General features: G+C 62.5%; 18 protein-coding genes. 11 read left to right on the top strand and 7 right to left on the bottom strand.

The window, feature by feature from the left end; translation table 11 throughout:
- Positions 1-162: 162 nt before the first annotated feature.
- Positions 163-534, top strand: a complete 372-nt coding sequence (locus PspR32_RS11790) for a response regulator (RefSeq protein WP_010221970.1) — start codon at positions 163-165, stop codon at positions 532-534.
- A 52-nt stretch (positions 535-586) separates the two neighbouring features.
- Positions 587-1,906 carry a glycosyltransferase gene (locus PspR32_RS11785; protein WP_010221969.1) on the top strand — a complete coding sequence of 440 codons (1,320 nt, stop codon included), beginning with the start codon at positions 587-589 and terminating at the stop codon, positions 1,904-1,906.
- On the opposite strand, the gene cobF is transcribed toward PspR32_RS11785, so the two are convergent.
- The gene (cobF, locus tag PspR32_RS11780) at positions 1,872-2,621 is read right to left on the bottom strand and encodes a precorrin-6A synthase (deacetylating) (protein ID WP_010221968.1); all 750 of its coding nucleotides are present in this window, start codon (positions 2,619-2,621) and stop codon (positions 1,872-1,874) included. The two genes, PspR32_RS11785 and cobF, sit on opposite strands and share 35 nt — an antisense overlap.
- Before the next feature lie 72 nt (positions 2,622-2,693).
- On the bottom strand, positions 2,694-3,983 hold the full coding sequence (locus PspR32_RS11775) for an OprD family porin (protein ID WP_100782697.1): 1,290 nt from the start codon (positions 3,981-3,983) through the stop codon (positions 2,694-2,696).
- 365 nt (positions 3,984-4,348) lie between these two features.
- Between PspR32_RS11775 and PspR32_RS11770 the strand changes: the two genes are divergently transcribed.
- Together PspR32_RS11770 and gloA are read left to right on the top strand one after the other, a co-directional pair.
- On the top strand, positions 4,349-4,708 hold the full coding sequence (locus PspR32_RS11770) for a histone-like nucleoid-structuring protein, MvaT/MvaU family (protein WP_036995862.1): 360 nt from the start codon (positions 4,349-4,351) through the stop codon (positions 4,706-4,708).
- Positions 4,709-4,924: 216 nt separating this feature from the next.
- Positions 4,925-5,446, top strand: a complete 522-nt coding sequence (gloA, locus tag PspR32_RS11765) for a lactoylglutathione lyase (RefSeq protein WP_010221965.1) — start codon at positions 4,925-4,927, stop codon at positions 5,444-5,446.
- Between the two features lie 142 nt (positions 5,447-5,588).
- Here the strand turns inward: gloA and PspR32_RS11760 are convergent, their stop codons facing one another.
- Entirely contained in the window at positions 5,589-7,001 is a 1,413-nt protein-coding gene (locus tag PspR32_RS11760) for a purine-cytosine permease family protein (RefSeq protein ID WP_159388518.1), read from the bottom strand.
- A 324-nt stretch (positions 7,002-7,325) separates the two neighbouring features.
- Between PspR32_RS11760 and PspR32_RS11755 the strand changes: the two genes are divergently transcribed.
- From PspR32_RS11755 to PspR32_RS11745, 3 genes are all read left to right on the top strand, one after another.
- Positions 7,326-7,811: a flavin reductase family protein gene (locus PspR32_RS11755; protein WP_036995864.1), complete on the top strand. Its 486-nt coding sequence runs from the start codon at positions 7,326-7,328 to the stop codon at positions 7,809-7,811.
- A 94-nt stretch (positions 7,812-7,905) separates the two neighbouring features.
- On the top strand, positions 7,906-8,949 hold the full coding sequence (locus tag PspR32_RS11750) for an LLM class flavin-dependent oxidoreductase (protein ID WP_010221962.1): 1,044 nt from the start codon (positions 7,906-7,908) through the stop codon (positions 8,947-8,949).
- Between the two features lie 105 nt (positions 8,950-9,054).
- Positions 9,055-9,303, top strand: a complete 249-nt coding sequence (locus PspR32_RS11745; RefSeq protein WP_010221961.1) for a hypothetical protein — start codon at positions 9,055-9,057, stop codon at positions 9,301-9,303.
- A 16-nt stretch (positions 9,304-9,319) separates the two neighbouring features.
- Here PspR32_RS11745 and PspR32_RS11740 read toward each other — a convergent pair whose 3' ends face one another.
- Complete coding sequence (locus tag PspR32_RS11740) at positions 9,320-9,535, bottom strand: DUF3079 domain-containing protein (protein ID WP_010221960.1); 216 nt, start codon at positions 9,533-9,535, stop codon at positions 9,320-9,322.
- A 174-nt stretch (positions 9,536-9,709) separates the two neighbouring features.
- On the opposite strand from PspR32_RS11740, the gene PspR32_RS11735 reads away from it, so the two are divergent.
- Genes PspR32_RS11735 through PspR32_RS11720 form a run of 4 tightly spaced genes read left to right on the top strand, consistent with a single transcriptional unit; the run spans position 9,710 to position 12,802 of the window.
- Positions 9,710-10,240 carry an iron transporter gene (locus tag PspR32_RS11735; protein ID WP_010221959.1) on the top strand — a complete coding sequence of 177 codons (531 nt, stop codon included), beginning with the start codon at positions 9,710-9,712 and terminating at the stop codon, positions 10,238-10,240.
- Positions 10,241-10,561 carry a cupredoxin domain-containing protein gene (locus PspR32_RS11730; RefSeq protein ID WP_036995865.1) on the top strand — a complete coding sequence of 107 codons (321 nt, stop codon included), beginning with the start codon at positions 10,241-10,243 and terminating at the stop codon, positions 10,559-10,561.
- A 19-nt stretch (positions 10,562-10,580) separates the two neighbouring features.
- Complete coding sequence (locus PspR32_RS11725; RefSeq protein ID WP_010221957.1) at positions 10,581-11,435, top strand: FTR1 family iron permease; 855 nt, start codon at positions 10,581-10,583, stop codon at positions 11,433-11,435.
- The gene (locus PspR32_RS11720) at positions 11,423-12,802 is read left to right on the top strand and encodes a 4Fe-4S binding protein (RefSeq protein WP_100782694.1); all 1,380 of its coding nucleotides are present in this window, start codon (positions 11,423-11,425) and stop codon (positions 12,800-12,802) included. Before PspR32_RS11725 ends, PspR32_RS11720 begins: the two co-directional genes overlap by 13 nt.
- Here PspR32_RS11720 and PspR32_RS11715 read toward each other — a convergent pair.
- From PspR32_RS11715 to nrdD, 3 genes are read right to left on the bottom strand one after another with little or no spacing between them, the layout of a single operon-like run.
- Complete coding sequence (locus tag PspR32_RS11715; protein WP_159388517.1) at positions 12,799-14,418, bottom strand: methyl-accepting chemotaxis protein; 1,620 nt, start codon at positions 14,416-14,418, stop codon at positions 12,799-12,801. The two genes, PspR32_RS11720 and PspR32_RS11715, sit on opposite strands and share 4 nt — an antisense overlap.
- Positions 14,419-14,430: 12 nt before the next feature.
- On the bottom strand, positions 14,431-15,126 hold the full coding sequence (locus tag PspR32_RS11710; protein ID WP_100782692.1) for an anaerobic ribonucleoside-triphosphate reductase activating protein: 696 nt from the start codon (positions 15,124-15,126) through the stop codon (positions 14,431-14,433).
- Positions 15,123-15,290 (bottom strand): anaerobic ribonucleoside-triphosphate reductase, encoded by a 168-nt coding sequence (nrdD, locus tag PspR32_RS26465; RefSeq protein WP_010221953.1) that lies wholly within the window; start codon positions 15,288-15,290, stop codon positions 15,123-15,125. Before nrdD ends, PspR32_RS11710 begins: the two co-directional genes overlap by 4 nt.
- Positions 15,291-15,299: the final 9 nt, after the last annotated feature.

Here is a 15,299-nt window from a genome sequence, read left to right as displayed (position 1 = left end):
GGGCATTTAGCCAGCATTTGAGCGGTACCTTGCGCAAACGTTCCCTGCTTTCTGATAGACCGCTATGCTGCTCATTCGGGAAGCTTTATCCAGCGTAGAGGGAACCTCAAGGCGTGCCCGGCTTACAGATAATGCACAGACTTTTTGTACAGGAAACCCACCATGGCGCAGACACCCCAGCCCCTGCTCGTCGTCGAAGATGACGCTATCGTGCGCATGCTGACGGTCGAGGTGCTGGTAGAGCTTGGCTATCAGGTGCTCGAAGCTGCCGATGCTCAAGCGGCACTGAAGACATTGAAAGATCTGCAACAACCGTTGGCGTTGCTGATGACCGATGTCGGCCTGCCGGACATGGACGGCAAGGCCTTGGCCGTCGAGGCCCGGAAGTTGCGCCCGGCATTGCCGGTGCTGTTTGCCAGTGGCTATGGCGACAACCTGGAGGTGCCGGCTGGCATGCACCAGATCGCCAAGCCGTTCAGCATTGATCAGTTGCGTGACACAGTGCAGGGCATTCTCCCGGCAGTTCAAGGATAAGTGGAGGTGGAATCTGCTTTAATACGCGCTTTTGCCAAGGTCCCCGATCGCCATGCTCACCCGCGCCCTCAACGTCCTGGTCATAGGCTACGTCTGGCCCGAGCCACGCTCATCAGCTGCCGGCTCGCACATGATGCAGATCCTTGAAAGCTTCGTGCAGCGCGGCTGGCGCATTACCTTCAGCAGCCCCGCAGCCATCGGCGAGCACAAGGCCGACCTGGCCAGCCTGGGCATTGCCGAACAGGCCATCGCCCTCAACGACAGCAGCTTCGACCGCTTTGTCAGCGAACTGGCACCGGACGTGGTGCTGTTCGACCGTTTCATGATGGAAGAGCAGTTCGGCTGGCGCGTCGAAAAACACTGCCCCAACGCCCTGCGCGTGCTGGAAACCTCCGACCTGCAAAGCCTGCGCGATGCCCGTCAGCAATTGCTGCGCAGGCGCCTGGTCGAGGGCCTGGACCCGAATGACTTTCGCGCGCTATTCAACACGTCCGGCCCCGACCTCTATCGGCAGATGGCCAGCGCCGACCTGACCTTGCGCGAACTCGCCGCCATCTACCGCAGCGATCTGAGCCTGATGATCTCCGATGTCGAGATCGACCTGCTGCTCAATGGCTTCGGCGTGCCCGAGCACCTGCTGCACTGGTGCCCGTTGATGCTCGATGCGCCCAGCGAGCCGTTCAAACCATTCGCCGAGCGTGCGCATTTCCTCAGCATCGGCAACTTTCGCCATGCACCGAACTGGGATGCCGTGCTGTGGATGAAGAACAGCCTGTGGCCGATGATCCGTCGGCGCCTGCCGCAAGCGCAGTTGCATATCTACGGCGCCTACACTCCGCCCAAGGCCACCGCCCTGCATAAACCGGGCGAAGGCTTTCACATCATGAACTGGGCCGAAGACGCCCTGCAAGTGATGAGCAACGCGCGCATCTGTCTGGCACCGCTGCGCTTTGGCGCCGGGATCAAGGGCAAGCTTACCGATGCCATGCAATGCGGCACGCCCAGCGTCACCACCCCCATCGGCGCCGAAGCCATGCATGGCGCCCTGCCCTGGCCTGGGGCGATCGCCGACACCGCCGAAGGCCTGGCCGAAGCCGCAGCAACGCTGTACAGCGATGAAACGCGCTGGAACCAGGCTCAGCAGGACGCGCGCCGCTTGCTCAGCGCACGCTACGACCGACGCCAGCACGCCAGCGCCCTGGTCGAACGGATCGAATACGCCCTGGCCGACCTCGACCAGCACCGGCTGTTCAACTTCACCGGCGCCATGCTCCGTCACCACCAGCACAAGAGCACCCAGTACATGGCCCAGTGGATCGAGGCCAAGAACCGCCTGGCTACAGCGGCCGACGCAGCAGATAAGTGTCCATGATCCAGCCCTTGCGCGCCCGCGCCTGTTCTCGGGCGGCGAGGATCTGCGCCTTGACCGCAAGCAACGGCCCGGCAATCAGGATCTGGTCGGCGGTGCCCAGGTAAGCGCCCCAGTAGATGTGCAACTGCGGGTCATCCAGCGCCGCAAAGGCACACTGGCCATCGAGCATGACCACCAGGTTGTCGATGCGTGGCTGTTCAGCCAGGCGCCGCCCGGGCAGCACGGTCAGGGGTTCACCAATACGGTTCAAGGGGATGCGGTGAGCGGCGGCCAGGGCCTGGACGCTGCTGATGCCGGGGATCACTTCAAGGCTCAGCGGCAAGCCTGCGGCCTGTACCAACTCAAGAATGCGCAGGGTGCTGTCATACAGCGTCGGCTCGCCCCAGAGCAGGAAAGCGCCGCATTCGCCGTCAGCCAGTTCGTTGTCGATCAGGTTGGCATACAGCGCTGCACGCTGCTGGTGCCACGCCTGCACCGCGCCGACATAGTCGCTGGCCGCGCCATCGCGCAGCGGGTCGTCGACCTGCACCAGGCGGTACCCGGGCCGATCGACAAAACGCTCAAGGATGTTTTTGCGCAGTTGCAGCAACTCATCCTTGACCGCGCCCTTGTCGAGCACGAAGAACACCTGGGCACGGTTGAGCCCGTCGATGGCTTCAAGGGTGATCTGGCGCGGATTGCCCGGCCCGATCCCAATCAACAGCAGTTGTTTCATCGCACGTCGTTTCCATGGCCCGGCCAGCCCCTATAGTCGGCTGGCCGGCGCGCAATGGCAACGTACTGTTGGTTAGAAGATCGAGAAGTTGTAGCTGACGATCACCCGGGTTTCGTCCATGTCACGGGCATACTTCTCGTAGTTGCTGCGGTAGGTCGAGTTACGCAGGCGTACGCTGACATCCTTGAAGGTGCCGCTCTGGATCTGGTACTTGAGCTCGCTGTCGCGTTCCCACTCCTTGCCCTCGGCCAGGCTGCCCGGGACCTTGATATGGTCGCCGTTGATGTAGCGGGTAAAGAAGCTCAGGCCCGGTACACCCATGGCCTTGAAGTCGTAATCGTAGCGCAGCTGCCAGGAACGCTCCTGGGCCGCAGCGAAGTCGTTGACCTGGGCATAGTTGACCAGGTACGGGTTGCTGCCATCCAGGTATGGCATGGCATTCTCGCCGTACATGCGCTGCCAGCCGGCGCTGATCTTGTGCCCGCCCAGGCTATAACCGAGCATGCCGCTGAAGGCGCGGTGATCGATATCGCCGGCACGCGCGCGGCCGATGTCATCGCTCTTGATCAAGCGCAGGTCTGCCGACAGGCTGCCGACACTCAGCGGCTGGCTGACGACCAGGCCAAAGAAGTGCTGACGGTAGATGTTTTCAAGTTTGGCCACCTGGTACTGCGCACTCAGGCGATCGTTGAACTTGTAGTCGACGCCGGCCATGTCGAAATGATCGGCCGTGGTATCGCAGGCGTAGCGTTTGTTCTTGCAGTGAACACGAATGTCCTGGCGGTCGGTAGAGTCCCGGGCGGTGTACTTGTCCAGGCGCGCCACGGTGAACTTCAGGTCCTTGAACTCTTCCGAGGTCAGCATCGCGCCCTGGAACATGGTCGGCAGCAAACGGCCGTCGTTGTACTTGAGCAACGGCATGTCCGGCAACATCGAACCGACCTTGAGCACGGTCTGCGAGTAACGCATCTTGCCGGCCACACCCATCTTCGCGTACTGGTCTACCGAGCGACGCGGATCGTGCCCGCTGGACGGCAACAGACCACTGTTACTGTCGGCCGGGCTGGAGTCGAGTTTAAACCCGAGCATACCCAATGCATCAACACCAAATCCTACAGTGCCTTCGGTATAGCCGGACTGTACATTCAGAATAAAGCCCTGGGCCCACTCTTCACGTTTCGATCCGCCCTGATTGGAACTGGTATGACCATCACGGAAGTCACGGTTGAAGTAGACGTTGCGTGCTTCGACTTTGGCGCTGCTGTCTTCTAGAAAACCAGCGGCCTGAGTCGAGACAGCAGCAAACATCGCGAGCAGGCCAACAAGGCTGCGCCCGGGCGCGAGAGGGTATGGGGCAAACATGAGAAGCGAAATCCGAAAGAAAGGCAAAAAACAGCCGGCGCAGATCCCGGCGCCGACAATGCTCCCAGCGCCGACGACAGTCGACGTTGACCGTTCATCATCTCGCAACCGCTCTGGAACGGGCCATTGGACCATGGTCTAAGGCACCAACCCCAGCACCCACTAGTTCTTTACGCGGGGAGGAGGCGTAATTAAGAAAGTTCCATAACCAGCAATATAAAAGTTTAATGTTTACCCGCTGCGCACCGACTACTACACTCTTAATTAGTGCGATGTTGTGCCCAACCCGGTGGCGGCTGCGTTATACAGAATGTTGCTGATCTTCACGCATGCCGGGCCACTGCAGACTTAAAGGAGTGATGACAGTGTCCAGACTTGCAGAGTTCCGCGCAGCCGAAAAGGCCCTTCAGGAACAAATGGCGCAATTGGAGGCGCTGAAAAAGGACGCCGGCCTCAAGCGTGAAATCGAGTTCGAGAAAAAACTTGTCGACCTGATGAAACACTACGACAAGGGCCTGCGCGATATTATTGCCATCCTCGACCCCAAAGCCGCCCATAAAGGCTCGGTCAGCGCGCCCAAACAGCGTCGCGCACGGGTGGTAAAGGTCTATGAAAACCCGCACACCGGCGAGCTGATCGAGACCAAAGGCGGCAACCACCGCGGGCTGAAAGCCTGGAAGGAACAGTACGGTGCCAAGACAGTCGACAGCTGGTTGCGCAAGTAGAAAACACCTTCACACATTTTTCACATCGACTGGATCAGGATGAAGGCTGCTAACGGACTAGCGCCCCATACGCCCGCTTCGGCGGGCTTCTAATTCTTGCGCCCCGCCCCACAAAGGCGGGGCGCAAATCGTTTGCGCAATCGCTTCAGTTCCGTATCATGACGCCCTGACTGTTTTGCTGGCAGCGCTGTTGCCAGCCTCAAATGCGGAGAGCCCATGAGCCTGAACCATCTCGACACCCTCCCCGGTGTCACCGCGCAACCGGATGCCGCGACCCACAACTTCGTTTTCAACCACACCATGCTGCGAGTCAAGGACGTTGCCAAGTCCCTGGACTTCTACACCCGCGTCCTGGGCTTCAGCCTGGTGGAGAAGCGCGACTTCCCGCAAGCCGAGTTCAGCCTGTACTTCCTCGCCCTGGTCGACAAGGCGCAGATTCCGGCGGATGCTGCCAAGCGCACCGAGTGGATGAAGTCGATCCCTGGCATCCTCGAGCTGACCCACAACCACGGTACCGAGAACGATGCCGACTTTGCCTACCACAACGGCAACACCGACCCGCGCGGTTTCGGCCATATCTGCATCTCGGTGCCGGATATCCGTGCAGCGTGCGAGCGTTTCGAGCAACTGGGCGTCGCCTTCCAGAAGCGCCTGAGCGACGGCCGCATGAAGCACCTGGCATTTATCAAGGACCCGGATGATTACTGGGTCGAGATCATTCAGCCGACCGAGTTCTGATCAAGGCCTTTCGATACTAGCTCCCACAGGTCTTGTATCCATCCAGAGAACAGCACCGACCCTGTAGGAGCGGGCCTTGCCAGCGATCGAGCGCGCAGCGGTCGCAATCCAGGCAACACTTGATGTGCTGGCTGTATTGGCCTCATCGCGGGTCTAGCCCGCTCCTGCATTGGATCTGTACCAGCTGACCCCGCCCCCGGGTCGCCAGGCAGTAATACAACGGGCACGTCACCAGCAGCCCGATCAGCCACGACAAGTCCGCACCCTCCACCAGATTGGCATACGGCCCGACATACAACGACGTATTGGCAAACGGCAGTTGCACCACAATCCCGCAGGCATACGCGATGATCGCATGGGCATTGAAGCGCCCGTAGACTCCACCATCGGCACGAAAGATCGAGGCAATGTCATAGTTGCCGCGCTTGATCAGGTAGAAGTCGATGAGGTTGATCGACGCCCAGGGCACCAGTACCAGCAGTAGTGCCAGGATCAGGCCGATGAACTGGCCGATGAAGTCCGCCGAGGCGCTCAACGCTACCAGGCAGCAACCCAGCAAAATCACACTGGCCAGCACCACTCGCAGTTTGATGCTCGGCGTCCAGCGGCTGGCAAAGGTCTGGATCGAGGTCACGATCGACAGCACCGCGCCATACAGGTTAAGGGCGTTGTGGCTGATGATGTTGAGCAGGAACAACACCATCAGGATCGGCCCCAACCAACCGGTGGCCTGCTCCACCGCCGCCATCGCCTCGGTCCCCTCTGGCACGGCCAGCACAGCAACGACACCAAAGCCGAACGACAGGATGGTGCCCAGGGTCGCGCCAAAATAGGTAGCCCAGAACGGCCGTGCGATGCCCACTTCACGCGGCAGGTAACGTGAATAGTCGGACACGTAAGGGGAAAAGCTGATCTGCCAGATCACCCCCAGCGACAGGGTTGCGACCCAGCCCGACAGGTTGAAACCGCCACGGCTGAAGAAGTCGGCCGGCAGCTCCTGGGCGAAGATCATCAAAAAGCCCGCCAGCAATGCCGAGCCCATCACCCAGGTACCGATGCGGTTGAGGGTATGTATGAAGCGATAGCCGATCACACCGATGGCCGTGGCACTCAGGGCGCCGATGACGATTGCCGCCGGCATCGGCACGCTCGGGGCAATGCCGTGGATCGACTTGCCAGCCAGGACGATGTTGGAAATAAAGAAACCGACATAGATGATGGCGGCAAAAAACACAATCAGCAGCGCGCCATAGCGGCCAAACTGCCCGCGGCTCTGAACCATTTGCGGGATGCCCATCTGCGACCCCTGGGCCGACGCCAGGGCGATGACGATGCCCCCGAGCAGATGCCCCAGCACGATCGCCAGCATTCCCCAGAAAAAGTCGAGCTGGAACACCTGGACCACCATCGCCCCGGTGACAATCGGCAGCGGCGCGATGTTGGTGCTGAACCACAGGGTGAATAGATCGCGCGCCTTGCCGTGGCGCTCGGTGGGCGGTACGTAATCGACCGTATGGTTTTCGATCAACTGATGTTGCGAAGACGGCTGGGACATGGGCAATAAGCTCGAAAGGTTCTGTTTTTATCTTTGTAGGAAACCGCTTGCGGAGTGTTCGAAGCGGCCTCTCAGCTGCGAACCATATTATGGTATTCCATCTTTTCCACAAGACTGATCCGGCTATTTTGCCTGCAACTGATCTGATCTTGACCTCGCCATTTTCCTTTGAAAAACGCTGTAAGCCCCGTGTTTACTGGCCTTTAGCGTAATCCTGGGCCACTCGTCGCGACTTAAAATTCCACTTGCAAATCAGGTATTACGGTATACCATCAGACACATCAAACAAAAACGCGGACCACCGCTGCTTCCGAGGACCACGCCATGATCGACGCAACCGTCTACAAGAACGTCCTGGGCTCCTTCCCGTCCGGCGTCACGGTGATAACCACCCTGGACGACGACGGCCAGGTCGTCGGCCTGACCGCCAGCGCCTTCAGCTCGCTGTCCATGGAGCCGCCGCTGGTGCTGTTCTGCCCCAACTACAGCTCCGACTCCTACCCGGTGCTGATCCGCAACAAGCGCTTCGCCATCCACTTGCTGTCCGGTGCCCAACAGGCCGAAGCCTATGCCTTTGCGCGCAAAGGCAAAGACAAGGCCCAGGGCATCGACTGGACCCTGAGCGCACTGGGCAATCCATTGCTGGCCAACGCCACGGCAATCATCGAATGCGAGCTGTGGCGCGAATATGAAGGCGGCGACCACGCGATCATGGTCGGCGCGGTGAAAAACCTCATCGTCCCCGAGCAAGCCCCCAGCCCGCTGGTGTACTGCCGCGGCAAGATGGCCGAACTGCCAGCCTTCGCCTGAGCCGCACTATTCTTACGACAGGCGCAGGGCGCAGGTCGAGAGTCATGCCGCCTGATCCGACAGGCGACCTACAACAAGATCCGAGGAATGCGTTATGAAATTTTCGTTGTTCGTACACATGGAACGTTGGGATGAACAGGTCAGCCACCGCCAGCTGTTCGAAGACCTCACCGAACTGACCCTGATGGCCGAAGACGGCGGTTTCAGCACCGTATGGATCGGCGAACACCACGCCATGGAATACACCATCTCGCCCAGCCCCATGCCGCTGCTGGCCTACCTGGCGGCGCGCACCAGCACCATTCACCTGGGTGCCGGGACCATCATTGCGCCGTTCTGGCACCCGTTGCGGGTGGCCGGTGAATGCGCCCTGCTTGATGTGATCAGCAACGGGCGCATGGAAGTGGGCCTGGCCCGCGGCGCCTACCAGTTCGAATTCGACCGCATGGCCGCTGGCATGCCGGCGTCCGAGGGCGGCCAGGCCCTGCGGGAGATGGTGCCGGTGGTGCGCGCCTTGTGGCAAGGCGACTACGCCCACGATGGCGAGATCTGGAAATTCCCCACCTCGACCTGCGTGCCCAAGCCGATCCAGCAGCCCATGCCTGCGATGTGGATCGCCGCGCGCGATCCGGACTCGCACAACTTCGCAGTCAAGCACGGCTGCAACGTCATGGTCACGCCATTGATGAAAGGCGATGAAGAAGTCCTGGACCTTACGAACAAGTTCGAGGCAGCCCTGGCCAACAACCCCGAGGTACCGCGCCCGCAATTGATGGTGCTACGCCACACCCACGTGCATGCCGCGGATGACGCCGACGGCTGGAAAGTCGGCGCCCAGGCCATCTCGCGTTTCTACCGGACCTTCGATGCCTGGTTCGGCAACAAGCAGGTACCCAACAACGGCTTCCTGGCACCAAGCCCGGAAGAGAAATTCAAGGAACGTCCGGAGTTCGAACTGGACAACATCCGCAAGAACACCATGATCGGCACCCCGGCAGAAATCATCGCGCGCATCCGCTACTACCAGGAGCTGGGGGTCGACGAGTTCAGCTTCTGGTGCGACAACAGCCTGCCCCATGCCGAAAAGAAAAAGTCCCTGGAACTGTTCATCAACGAAGTGGTGCCGGCGTTCCGCTGACGGTCACGTTCGTCGGCCCGGATCCAGCCGCACGGCTGCTGTGGTATACCCGAAAAAGCGCCCTGACTGGTGCGCTTTGGATACCACAGCAGCGAGGTAAGGACGATGAAGACCCTTCAATGCGTGCATCGCAACCACACCATCACCGCCAGCGTCGAAACCCACCCGGGCATCCCCACGCCCTACAACGCCGGATGCCTGATTACCGATCCCGAGGGCCACACCAGCCGGCGCTTGTCGCTGCCGGTGAAGATGGCCTACCTGGCCGACCTTGATAACGCCCAGCACGCATCACTGGCGCACGGCAAATGGCTGGTCGACCAGCAACTGGATAAGCGTCAACAGCTGTTTTGACTGAACAACAGAGCACCTATGTGGCCCCCTGATCCTGAGCGGGGCCCTGCTGCTCCGGCAACGCCAGCCCGTAATCACCTTGCTCGTTCCAGTCCTCACCGAACACTTCCGCCGGGTGCATGGTGCGGTCGGCGCCGTTGCCGCAGGCCAGGGCGTTGGCCGCGCAGTAGCGATCGCACCCCCAGCAGATGCGCTCGGGGTGCTTGGGGCTGATGGGAAAGGGCTTGGCCATGAAATGCCTCAGGCAGGCAATGGGCGAGCCTCCACGCTACTGCGCGGGTCAGGCATTGCCCTTGATGCAGATCAAGGACGCTGACCGATATCCCGTAAAATTGATAATAATCATTATTGTTCGCACAGAAGCTTCCTAGACTCGGGCTCCCATTGCTCAGCCCTGGACGTCATCATGCGTAGCGCCCTTTCGCTCCCTCTTGCCTTGCTCCTGATCGCCCCGCTTGCCCACGCCAAGGAATACCCCATTGGCGAGCCGCAATTGTGCCCGGGCCTTGAGGTCGGTGCGGTGTACCTGCAGCCGATCGAAATGGCCCCGGCCGGGATGATGCGCGCCACCGCCGATTCCGACATCCACCTGGAAGCCGATGTACGGGCCACCGAAAACAATCGCCAGGGCTTTCAGGAAGGCAGTTTCGTGCCCTACCTGAACGTCGCCTTCAGCCTGCAAAAGCAAGGCAGCGACACACCCATCCGCGGCGATTTCCACGCCATGGTCGCCAACGACGGGCCGCACTATGGCGACAACGTCAAGCTCCAGGGCCCGGGCAAGTACCGGCTGACCTTCACCCTGCTGCCACCGGCTGGCCATGGTGCATTGGGCCGCCATACCGACAAGGAAACCGGGGTCGAGCCGTGGTTCGAACGCTGTGAACTGCACTACGAGTTCGTCTATGCCGGGATCGGCAAGAAAGGCGGTTACTGAATGAAAGCCCTGGCCCTGTTGCTCGCCTGTGCGGCCTTGCCGCTGAGCGCCGCGCCGTTGCCGAGCTTCGAGCTGATCCTGCGCGACGGCCACTTCACCCCCGCCCTGCTCGAAGTGCCAGCCGGGCAGCGTTTCAAGATCGTCCTGAAGAACCTCGGCGAAGGCCCGGCGGAATTCGAAAGCACGCCGCTGCGGGTCGAGAAAGTACTGTCGCCCGGGGTGACCAGCTTTGTCGTCATCCACCCGCTGCGCCCCGGCCACTATCCGTTTTTCGACGAGTTCAATCCGCAGTTGCCCGAAGGCGGCATCCTGGCCAAATAACCCGCGTGCAGGAGGCTTCATGAATCAAGCACTGTTCATCGTCTGGCGCGAAAGCGTCGAGGCCTTGCTGGTGATCGGCATTCTCCAGGCCTGGGCCGGCCAGCAACAAGGCGCCCGGCGCCTGTTCAATTTTCTCTGGGTGGGCGTGGCCCTGGGCGTGCTGCTCTCGGGCCTGCTGGCGGTGCTGATCCTGTACGCCGGCGAGACCATGAGCGGCGCCGCCAACGAATGGTTCCAGGCCGGCCTGGCGCTGGTCGCGAGCCTGCTGATGGTGCAGATGGTCGGCTGGATGCATCGCCATGGGCGTACGCTCAAGGGCCAGTTGCAGCGCCAGGCCGACCGGCAACTGACGCGTCAGGGCGGCCTCGGCCTGTTGCTGCTGGCAATGCTTGCGGTCAGCCGCGAAGGCAGCGAAACCGTGGTCTTCCTGTATGGCGCTGGCGCCCGTCTGCAGGGGCCACAACTGGGCCTGTTTGCTATTGGCGGCATTGCCGGGCTGGTGCTCTCGGGCCTGACCATCGCCCTGTTGCAGGGCAGTCGCCGATGGATGTCCTGGCAACGCTTCTTTGCCCTCAGCGAGGGCGTTCTGCTGTTGCTCGCCGCTGCCTTGCTGGTCAGTGCCAGCGAACGCATCAGCGGCCAGTTACTGGCCATGGACCTGCCGGAAATGGCCTATACCCTGGTCGGTGATGCGCTCTGGGACAGCAGCCTGTGGCTCAGCGACAGCCATGGTGTCGGCGGTTTTCTCGCAGGTGTAGCCGGCTACCGGGCCAGCCCCAGCGCCCTCACCCTGCTGGTGCTCTGCGGCTACTGGCTGAGTGTCGGCTGCTGGCTGCTGCAACGCAGAACAGGCGCCCAAGCATGTCCGGCCTGAGCCTGGGCAACCGCTGGCTGCAGCGCCTGGGCGATGGCATGCGGCGCAACGCCGGGGTGATTCGTACGCTGCAATGGACGGTAGTGCTGTTCTATGCCCTGCTGCTGGTGCTGCCGGCGCTGCTGCCCTTGCCGGATAGCCAGGCGCGGATGCTGGACAACCTGACGCTGTTCGCCCAGTTCCTGTTCTGGGGTATCTGGTGGCCATTCGTGCTGCTGTCGATCGTGCTGTTCGGCAGGCTTTGGTGCGGCGTGCTCTGCCCGGAAGGCGCGCTCAGCGAATGGGCCAGCCAGTATGGCAAGGGCATGGGCGTACCGCGCTGGGTGCGCTGGGGCGGCTGGCCCACTCTGGCGTTCTGCCTGACCACCCTCTACGGCCAATTGATCAGCGTCTATGACTACGCCCAGGCGGCGCTGCTGATTCTCGGTGGCTCGACCCTGGCGGCGGTGCTGGCCGGTGTGCTGTTCGTGCGCGGCAAGCGCATCTGGTGCCGCTACCTGTGCCCGGTCAGCGGCGTCTTCGCCCTGTTGGCGCGGCTGGCGCCGGTGCACTTTCAGGTCGATGAACAGCGCTGGCAAGCCAACGCCGGGCCACGCCTGCCACCGCCCAACTGCGCCCCGCTGCTGGACATCCGGCGGATGCGCGGCGCCCGTGATTGCCATGCCTGTGGCCGCTGCAGCGGGCAACGCGGCGCGGTGCAGCTGATCGCCCGTTCCAGCAACCAGGAGATACTTGAAGCGGCCACCCACACCCCCTCGCCCTGGGACACCCGCTTGCTGCTGTTCGGGGTGATCGGCCTGGCCATGGGCGCCTTCCAATGGACAGTCAGCCCCTGGTTCATCACCCTCAAGCAATGGCTGGCCAACTGGCTGGTGGAGCATGAGCTGCTCTGGCCGCTACAGGACAACGCGCCCTGGTGGCTGCTGACCCATTACCCGCAACTCAACGACAGTTTCAGCTGGCTCGACGGTTTCTGCATCGTCGTGTACCTGTGTGGCAGTGCCCTGCTGCTCGGCGGCGGGCTGCTGATCCTACTGCGCCTGGCCGCGCGGCTGGCGGGCAATCCTGCCCTGTATTGGCCCCTGAGCCTGTGCCTGACGCCCCTGGGTGGTGCGGGGCTGTTCCTTGGCTTGTCGGCCACCACGGTGAAGTTGCTGCGCTTTGAGGGCTTGCTGCTGGACTGGGTACAGCCGGCCAGGGCCACGTTGTTGATCGCGGCCTTGGGCTGGAGCCTGCTGTTGGCGAGCAAGCTGCTGGCAGCGCAACACATCCGTGGCTGGCGCCGTTGCGGCGCCAGCGCTTGCCTGCTGTTGGCCATCGCCGCCGTGGGCCATGGCTGGTGGTTGCAGTTCTGGGGCTGGAGCTAGACCTTGAAGCGCGCCACGGTCTGGCTCAGGCTGCCGGCCATCTGCGCCAGGTCATGGCCGGCGGTGTCGGTGTGTTGCGCACCGAGCAGCACCTGTTCGGACAGGTTGCGAATGCCCACCAGGTTGCGGTCCACCTCGCGGGCCACCAGGGCCTGCTCTTCGGTGGCGCTGGCGATCATCATGTTGCGCTCGTTGATCTGCGAGATCGACTGGGTGATCGCCTCCAGCGCTTCACCGGCACGCTGCGCCACCTCCAGGGTGCTGTGTACCAACTCGCTGCTGCTGAGCATGGCGGTCACCGCCTGGCCGGTGTCCTGACGAATATTGCCGATCATCTGCTCGATCTCCTGGGTCGAGACCTGGGTGCGATGGGCCAGGGCCCGCACCTCGTCGGCGACCACGGCAAAACCGCGCCCGGCATCGCCGGCGCGGGCCGCTTCGATGGCGGCGTTGAGCGCCAGCAGGTTGGTCTGCTCGGCGATGCTGCGGATCACATCCAGCACCGTGCTGATGTCCTGCACGCGCCCGGCCAGTTGCTGGATGCGCCCGGAGGTATCGTTGACGCCGTCGGCCAGCGCGGTGATCGAGGCGACCGTCTCGCGCACCTGCTCACGGCCACGCTGGGCGGTTTGCTCGGATACTTTCGAGGCTTCGCTGGTGCTCACCGCGTTGCGCGCCACCTCGTCCACTGCGGCGGTCATCTCGTTGACCGCCGCAGCCGCCTGTTCGATTTCCAGGCCCTGCAACTGCAGGCTGCTGCTGGTCTGGCTGCTGACCGCGCTGAGCTCTTCGGAGGAGCTGGCCACCCGCTCCACCGAGGCGGCGATATGCTTGACCATGCTGTTCAGGCTCTGCTGCATGTGGTGCATGTTGAGCATCACGCTGCCGTCGGCGCTGGTGTGGGTCGGCACCTCGATGGTCAGGTCGCCCTGGGCGATCTGGCTGAGCACCCGCGCGGCGGCATCCGGCTCGCCGCCCAGTGGCCGGGTAACGCTGCGGGTCACCAGCAACGCGGCGGCGATCACCGCCAGCAGGCACAGCACGAACAGCCCGAGCATGTTCAGCCGGGCATCGTTGTACAGGGACTGGGCGGCCTGCTCGCGCTCGACGAAGATCTGCCCCTGCAGGGCCATCAGGCTTTCCAGGTTCTTGTAGACCTCATGCTCGGCGGGCACCACCTGCTGCTTGAGCTGGGCCATTGCCGCCTGCGCGTCGCCCTGGCGAATCAGCGTCTGCACCTGGGTGAACGCCGCGACATAGGCTTCGCGGCTGGCTTTCAAGGCGGCATAGGCGGCCTTGCCTTCGGGCAGGTAGAACAACGGTTCGAGCGTCGCCAGGGCCTGGGTGATGCGCTGCTTGGTGGTGTCGATGGCCTGCTGTACTTGCAGGTTGTCCTTGTCCAGCAACAGGTCGCGGGTGTTGCGCGCGTTGTCGCGCACACCGGTGGCGATGACCATGATCGGCTCGATCTTCGGCCAATCCTGTTTGACGATCACTACCGCCTGCTCCTTGAGCGTGGCCAGGTCGTGCAGTGCATAGAAGGCCAGGCCCAGGAGAGCCAGGGGCGCGATGGCAAAGCCGATGAGGATACGTTGTGCTGTGGTCAATCTGGTCATTTCAAAGCCTTACTAGTCGCGTACTTCGAACGCGGGAAAAAGCGCGTGGAGGGTGCCCCACAGCTCAGGCAGCAAGCTTTGTGCCGAAGCACTGGGCAATTGCGCATCGAGCATGCGTGCCGTGCGCACCAACTGCACGACGAAGCGTTTGACCCCGAGCGCGTTCAAGCGCCGGGCCAGGGTGATGAGTCGGGGGGGATCGATCAGGTGCCAGTGCACCGTGGTGCGGCATTCGTAGTCGACGCCGCTGGCCAGCAGGTAGTCGAGGCTGCGCCAGTTGGCCTGGCCACTGCCGCGCACGCCGGTGACCGCCTGGCCGTCCTCGGCCAGCGCCTTGACGTCAAAGCCCACCCAGTCGGCGCCGGGCAGCACCCGGGCAAAGGCCTCGGGCTTGATCCCGGCACTGTGCAGGCCGATGGCAAAGCCCATGGCCCGCACTTGGGCCATGGCCTCGGCCAGGCTGTCTTGCAGGGTCGGTTCGCCGCCGCTGAACACCACGGCGTCGAGCAGGCCCTGACGCCGCTGCAAAAATCTCAGCACCTGCGCCCAGGGCAGCTCATCGCTGCCCCGGGGCGGAATCAGTTGCGGGTTGTGGCAGTAACGACAGCGCCAGGCGCAGCCCTGGCAGAACAGCACACAGGCCAGCCTGCCGGGGTAATCGAGGGTGGTCAGGGGCACCATGCCCCCGACCCGTAGCGCTCGATTCATGGATGCCCGGCCGTTGCCGCACCCTCATTGAAGTGCAGCCGCTCGTGGTGCTCGGACTGTTTGCCGGGGTTGAACGCCGACACCGGGCGGTGATAGCCCATGACCCGGGTCCAGACTTCGCACCGTTGGCGTTGCGCCACGGCCGGGGTTTGCTGTGCAGTCATGATGAAGCT

The organism is Pseudomonas sp. R32, from assembly GCF_009866705.1.
Taxonomy (GTDB): domain Bacteria; phylum Pseudomonadota; class Gammaproteobacteria; order Pseudomonadales; family Pseudomonadaceae; genus Aquipseudomonas; species Aquipseudomonas donghuensis.
This window is presented reverse-complemented; position numbering and strand designations above follow the sequence as displayed.

Coding starts and splice junctions, on each gene's coding strand:
- PspR32_RS11790 (WP_010221970.1), top strand. CDS start 163: ATGGCGCAGACACCCCAGCCCCTGCTCGTCGTCGAAGATGACGCTATC.
- PspR32_RS11785 (WP_010221969.1), top strand. CDS start 587: ATGCTCACCCGCGCCCTCAACGTCCTGGTCATAGGCTACGTCTGGCCC.
- cobF (WP_010221968.1), bottom strand. CDS start 2,621: ATGAAACAACTGCTGTTGATTGGGATCGGGCCGGGCAATCCGCGCCAG.
- PspR32_RS11775 (WP_100782697.1), bottom strand. CDS start 3,983: ATGTTTGCCCCATACCCTCTCGCGCCCGGGCGCAGCCTTGTTGGCCTG.
- gloA (WP_010221965.1), top strand. CDS start 4,925: ATGAGCCTGAACCATCTCGACACCCTCCCCGGTGTCACCGCGCAACCG.
- PspR32_RS11760 (WP_159388518.1), bottom strand. CDS start 7,001: ATGTCCCAGCCGTCTTCGCAACATCAGTTGATCGAAAACCATACGGTC.
- PspR32_RS11755 (WP_036995864.1), top strand. CDS start 7,326: ATGATCGACGCAACCGTCTACAAGAACGTCCTGGGCTCCTTCCCGTCC.
- PspR32_RS11750 (WP_010221962.1), top strand. CDS start 7,906: ATGAAATTTTCGTTGTTCGTACACATGGAACGTTGGGATGAACAGGTC.
- PspR32_RS11745 (WP_010221961.1), top strand. CDS start 9,055: ATGAAGACCCTTCAATGCGTGCATCGCAACCACACCATCACCGCCAGC.
- PspR32_RS11740 (WP_010221960.1), bottom strand. CDS start 9,535: ATGGCCAAGCCCTTTCCCATCAGCCCCAAGCACCCCGAGCGCATCTGC.
- PspR32_RS11735 (WP_010221959.1), top strand. CDS start 9,710: ATGCGTAGCGCCCTTTCGCTCCCTCTTGCCTTGCTCCTGATCGCCCCG.
- PspR32_RS11730 (WP_036995865.1), top strand. CDS start 10,241: ATGAAAGCCCTGGCCCTGTTGCTCGCCTGTGCGGCCTTGCCGCTGAGC.
- PspR32_RS11725 (WP_010221957.1), top strand. CDS start 10,581: ATGAATCAAGCACTGTTCATCGTCTGGCGCGAAAGCGTCGAGGCCTTG.
- PspR32_RS11720 (WP_100782694.1), top strand. CDS start 11,423: ATGTCCGGCCTGAGCCTGGGCAACCGCTGGCTGCAGCGCCTGGGCGAT.
- PspR32_RS11715 (WP_159388517.1), bottom strand. CDS start 14,418: ATGACCAGATTGACCACAGCACAACGTATCCTCATCGGCTTTGCCATC.
- PspR32_RS11710 (WP_100782692.1), bottom strand. CDS start 15,126: ATGAATCGAGCGCTACGGGTCGGGGGCATGGTGCCCCTGACCACCCTC.
- nrdD (WP_010221953.1), bottom strand. CDS start 15,290: ATGACTGCACAGCAAACCCCGGCCGTGGCGCAACGCCAACGGTGCGAA.